This is a genomic window from Aquipuribacter hungaricus (assembly GCF_037860755.1).
In the GTDB taxonomy this organism is placed as follows: domain Bacteria; phylum Actinomycetota; class Actinomycetes; order Actinomycetales; family JBBAYJ01; genus Aquipuribacter; species Aquipuribacter hungaricus.
In genome coordinates, this window is sequence record NZ_JBBEOI010000279.1 from 1 (window position 1) to 4,303 (window position 4,303).

The 4,303-nt window shown below is 77.0% G+C and carries 4 protein-coding genes; all 4 read left to right on the forward strand.

What is annotated here, in order from left to right; genetic code table 11:
- Positions 1 to 431, forward strand: a 431-nt coding sequence (gene ftsL, locus WCS02_RS18075) for a cell division protein FtsL (RefSeq protein WP_479688810.1), incomplete at its 5' end; no start/stop codon positions are given.
- Positions 432 to 491: 60 nt separating this feature from the next.
- Positions 492 to 2,405, forward strand: a complete 1,914-nt coding sequence (locus tag WCS02_RS18080; protein WP_340295681.1) for a peptidoglycan D,D-transpeptidase FtsI family protein — start codon at positions 492 to 494, stop codon at positions 2,403 to 2,405.
- Positions 2,406 to 2,462: 57 nt separating this feature from the next.
- On the forward strand, positions 2,463 to 4,127 hold the full coding sequence (locus WCS02_RS18085; RefSeq protein WP_340295682.1) for a UDP-N-acetylmuramoyl-L-alanyl-D-glutamate--2,6-diaminopimelate ligase: 1,665 nt from the start codon (positions 2,463 to 2,465) through the stop codon (positions 4,125 to 4,127).
- Positions 4,124 to 4,303, forward strand: a 180-nt coding sequence (locus WCS02_RS18090; RefSeq protein ID WP_340295683.1) for a Mur ligase domain-containing protein, incomplete at its 3' end; no start/stop codon positions are given. The genes WCS02_RS18085 and WCS02_RS18090, both read left to right, overlap by 4 nt.

The following is a 4,303-nucleotide window of genomic DNA, read 5'->3' on the forward strand; positions in this document are numbered from 1 at the left end:
CCCGGGGCCTGGCCCGCGGTGCGGCAGCGGCCACTGCCGGCGCGACCGCCCTCGCACTGCCCGCCGGGTCCCCGGCCACCTCCTCGCCGGCCGCGCCGCGCACCCGGATGCGGGTGCTCGAACGGCCCCGCACCGCCGGTCGCCGGGTCGGCTTCGCCGTCAGCTGCACCGCCGTGCTGACCGCGCTCATGCTCGGCCTGCTGCTGCTCAACGTCGCCATCTCCGGCAACGCGTTCACGGTCGCGGAGCTGCAGTCCCAGCGGGGCGTGCTGGTGGACCAGCAGCAGGCTCTGGAGCAGCAGCTGCTGCTCGAGGGCGCCCCCTCGTCGCTGGCCGCGAGGGCCCGCGCGCTCGGCATGGTGCCCGCCCCGCAGGTGCTCGTCCTGGCGCCCGACGGCACCGGCGCGCCTCCCGTGGCACCTGCTCCCTGACCCTAGATTTCCTGACCGGACCCGCACGGCGGGTGCACGCAGCAGCACGGAGGGACACGGATGACGACGCGGACCACGGCCCGCCCCCCCGCCTCCTCCGGCGCCGACCGGTCGCCGCGGCGCTCCGCGGACCGGCCTGCCGCCCCCCGGGCGGGCACCGGCGGTCCCGGTGACGGGTCCGGCAGGGGAGACGGTGCGACACGCCTGCGCCGGGGTCCCCGCACCGGCCGCACCCCGGTGCGGCTGCGCCTGGCCCTCGTCGTCGTCTGCGTCGTGTGCAGCCTCTACGCCGGCAAGCTCTTCCAGATCCAGGCGCTCGAGGGCTCGGCCCTGGCGCAGCAGGCCCTGGACCAGCGCCTGCGCTCCTCGCCGCTGCTCGCCCACCGCGGCGACGTCCTCGACCGGGAGGGCCAGGTCCTCGCCTCGACCGTCGAGCTGCGCCACGTCACGGTCGACCAGACGCTCGTGGCCACGTACGTCGACCCCGACGACCCCCGCCGGGCCGGGCCCCGCGCGGCCGCGGCCAGGCTCGCCCCCGTCCTGGGGGTCGACGCGCGCACCCTCACCGAGAGCCTCGACGGCGACAAGCGCTTCGCCTACCTCGTCAAGGACATCCAGCCCGAGGTGTGGCGCGAGGTCGCGGCGCTGCGCATCGTCGGCATCTTCAGCGAGCAGGCGAGCCGGCGCACCTACCCCGCCGGCCCCGTGGCGGGCGGCGTCATGGGCTTCGTCGGCGAGGAGGGCCACGGCCTGTCCGGGCTGGAGATGAGCCTGGACACCCAGCTGTCCGGCGAGGACGGCTACCTGCGCTACGAGGTCAGCGGCGAGAGCCGGTCGGCCCGCCCGATCCCCGGCGGCGCCACCGAGGAGAAGGAGCCCGTCGACGGCGACGACGTCGTCCTCAGCCTCGACCGCGACCTGCAGTGGATGGCCGAGGACGCGCTCACCGAGGCCGTCCGGGCCTCCGGTGCGGAGTCCGCGACCGCGATCGCCATGCGGGTGGACACCGGCGAGCTGCTCGTCATGGCCAACGCGCCGGGCTTCGACCCGAACGACCCCGGTGCCGCCGCCGCCGAGGACCGTGGCAACCGGGCGGTCGGCGAGATCTTCGAGCCGGGCTCGACGTCCAAGGTCATCACCGTCGCCGCCGCGCTCGAGGAGGGCGTCGTGGCGCCCACCACCCCCTTCGAGGTCGCCGACACCATCGTCCGCGGCGGCTCCCGGTTCAAGGACTCCCACCCGCACGCGGTGGAGCACCTCACCGTCGCCGGCGTCATGGCCGAGTCCAGCAACGTCGGGACCATCCTCACCGGCGAGGCGCTGAGCAACGAGAAGCTCCACGCCTGGTTCGGCGCGTTCGGCTACGGCGAGCCCACCGGCCTCGGCCTGCCCGGGGAGTCCCCGGGCCTGCTCGCGGACCCGGCCACGTGGTCGGGCTCCCAGCGCTACACCGTGATGTTCGGCCAGGGCGTCAGCGTCAACGCCGTCCAGATCGCCTCGGTGTTCCAGACCATCGCCAACGGCGGGGTCCGGGTCGAGCCCTCCGTCGTCGTGGGCACCCGGGACGGCGACGGCACCCTCACGCCCCGCCCGACCGGCGAGGCCGAGCAGGTCCTGTCGCCGGAGACCGCCGCGGCCGTCAGCAGCATGCTCGAGTCCGCCGTGACCGGCGAGAACGGCACCGGCGAGAACGCCGTCGTGCCCGGCTACCGGGTGGCGGGCAAGACCGGCACGGCCCAGCGGTACACCGAGGAGTGCGGCGGCTACTGCGGCTACACCGCGAGCTTCATCGGCTACGCGCCGGCCGAGGCGCCCGAGATCGTCGTCGCCGTCATGGTGCAGGACCCCAAGTCCGGGATCTTCGGCGGCAGCACCGCCGCGCCGGTGTTCCAGAAGATCATGAGCACCGCGCTCGCCGCCGAGGGCGTCCCCGCCTCCACCGGCGTCCACGCGCCGTACCCCCTGTTCTGGTGACCCGTGCAGCAGCTGCAGGACGGCCCCGCCACCGCCCCGAGGGGTAGCCTCCGGGCCGTGCCGACGCCACCCCCGACGGTCCGCGAGCTCGCGGAGCGCCACTCCCTCCGGCTGCGGTCGACCGCTCCCCAGGGCCCCGGGACGGGCCCGGACCAGGACCCGGCCACCGGGCCGACGGGCGCGGACCAGCACGTCGTCGGCGTCTCCCTCGACTCCCGCCGCGCGGGCCCGGGACAGCTGTGGGCGGCCCTGCCCGGCAGCACCACCCACGGCGCGCGCCACGCCCGACAGGCGCTGGACGCGGGCGCCGTCGCGGTCCTCACCGACCCCGAGGGCGCCCGCCTGGTCGCCGGGGAGGCGGGGGAGCGGGGCACCTGCCTGCTCGTCACCGACGACCCGCGCTCGAGCCTCGGCCCGGTGGCCGCCGACGTGCACGGCCACCCCTCGGAGCAGCTGGCGCTGGTCGGGGTCACCGGCACCAACGGCAAGACCACGGTCTCCACCCTCGTCGACGAGCTGCTCCGCTCGCTCGGCGCGACCACCGGGCTCATCGGCACCATCCGGGCGCGGGTCGGCGCCACCGAGCTGGCCAGCAGCTTCACCACGCCCGAGGCGCCCGACCTGCAGGCCCTGCTGCGGCAGATGGTCGACGCGGGCTGCACGGTGGCCACCACCGAGGTGTCGAGCCACGCCCTGGCGCAGCGGCGCGTCGACGGCACCCGGTTCGCCCTGGCCGTGTGGACGAACCTGTCCCGCGACCACCTGGACTTCCACGGCACCCTCGCCGCGTACTTCTCGGCCAAGCTCCGCCTGTTCACCGGCGGCTTCGCCCCGCGCGCGGTGGTCGCGGTGGACGACGCCTGGGGCCACGAGGTCGCCGCCCTGGCCCGCGAGCGCGGGATGCGCGTGCTCACGGTCGGCACCGTCACCGGCCCCGCCGGGCGGCGCGGCACCGCCCCCGACGTCGGGGTCCGTGCGGTCGCGACCACGGCTGCCGGCGCGCAGACCGTCGAGCTCGACGGCCCCTTCGGCGACGGCGGCGCACGGACCACCCTCACCGTGACGACCGGCATGCCCGGGCCGTTCAACGCCGTCAACGTCGCGCTCGCGCTCACGTCGGTCCACCTGCTGCTGGAGGACGCCCCCGGCGGGGCGGCGCTCGACCTCGGCCGGCGCGTGCCCGCCACCGAGCTCGCCGCGGCCGTCGGCGCCGTGCCGGGCGTGCCCGGGCGGATGGAGCGCGTCGTGCTCCCCGGCGAGGACGGCTGCCCGCTCGTCGTCGTCGACTACGCCCACACCCCGGACGCCGTCGCCGGGGCCGTGGCCGCGCTGCGAGGGGCCACGCCGGGCCGGCTCGTCGTCGTCCTCGGGGCCGGTGGCGACCGCGACCAGGGCAAGCGGGCCGGCATGGGCCGGGCCGCCTCGGGCGCCGACCTCGTCGTCGTCACCGACGACAACCCCCGCACCGAGGACCCGGCGGTGGTCCGCGCGGCCGTGCTCGCCGGGGTCACCGTCGAGGCGGTCGAGGTCGGGGACCGCGCCGAGGCCGTCCGGGTCGCCCTGTCCCGCTGCACCGGGCCGTCGGACACCGTCCTGCTCGCCGGCAAGGGGCACGAGACCGGGCAGAGCGCCGGCGGGTCGGTCGCCCCCTTCGACGACCGCGACGTCGCCCGGCAGGCCCTGGCCGCCTGGCTGCGGCACCGCGCGGGGGAGCAGGCGTGATCGCCCCCGACGCCGCCGGCCTGGCAGACCTCGTCGGCGGCCGGCTGGTGCCGGCGGCGGGCGGGACCGCGCCCGCCCCGCTCACCGGGGTGGCCACGGTCGACTCCCGCACCGTGCAGCCCGGCGACCTGTTCGTCGCGCTGCCCGGCGAGCACGCCGACGGCCTCGACTTCGCC